1 pseudogene is annotated in these 362 nt (G+C 34.8%); it reads left to right on the top strand.

The features are described 5' to 3' along the window. Nucleotides 1-158: 158 nt before the first annotated feature. A pseudogene (locus RYX56_RS21500) lies at nt 159-362 on the top strand (arginine decarboxylase); the annotation flags it as partial.

Raw genomic sequence — 362 nt, 5'->3', positions numbered from 1 at the left:
TCCTCATTTGCTTACTATGTGTTATTTCGTTTTAACCGGGTAATTTTCCTGTTTTTTTGGGAAACTAAAATTTACTACAGACAGGGATCAGATTTAATGCTATAATTCATTTGTTTTTTTAAAATAAAGCAATTTCAAATAAGAGGTGTGATAATCGATTGTTACAAAACCAAGCGCCGTTATTTAACGGTTTAGTTGAACATGCCAAAAAAGGTCCTATACAATTTCATATACCCGGGCATAAAAAAGGGGCAGGAATTGATCCTGACTTTCGCTTATTTATAGGTGACAACGCCCTGTCCATCGACTTAATTAATATTGGTCCGCTGGATGATCTGCATCACCCAAAAGGAATCATTAAA

The organism is Alkalihalophilus lindianensis, from assembly GCF_032843265.1.
GTDB classification, from domain to species: Bacteria; Bacillota; Bacilli; order Bacillales; family Bacillaceae_D; genus Alkalihalophilus; species Alkalihalophilus lindianensis.
This window is presented reverse-complemented; position numbering and strand designations above follow the sequence as displayed.